A 278-nucleotide genomic window follows, 5' to 3' on the forward strand; every position below is an offset into this window, starting at 1 on the left:
ACCGGCTTGCCGGCCTAGCGGTGGCCGAGTCGGAACCGCCGCCAGTCGTCGTCCACCGACTGCAACGCAGGCCCTATGGCGTTGGCCTGCACGCCCTTGGGCCTTGAAGCCGGCGCGTCCATAGACCGATTGGGCAGCCGGGTGGTCATGGGTATCGGTGTGAAGCCAAAGCCGTTGCGGCCGATGCGACCACGCCATGCGCACGGCCCGGGCGAGCAGGAACGGCCCCAGCCGCTTCCCCTGAAAAGCCGAACCAGGCCGAAATGCACAAGCTCGAT

General features: G+C 67.6%; 1 pseudogene. It reads right to left on the reverse strand.

Annotated elements, in window-relative coordinates:
• Positions 1 to 198 (reverse strand): annotated as a pseudogene (locus EN861_RS36870) (hypothetical protein); the annotation flags it as partial.
• Positions 199 to 278: the final 80 nt, after the last annotated feature.

The sequence above is a fragment of the Mesorhizobium sp. M8A.F.Ca.ET.218.01.1.1 genome, assembly GCF_004791165.1.
Lineage (GTDB): Bacteria > Pseudomonadota > Alphaproteobacteria > Rhizobiales > Rhizobiaceae > Mesorhizobium.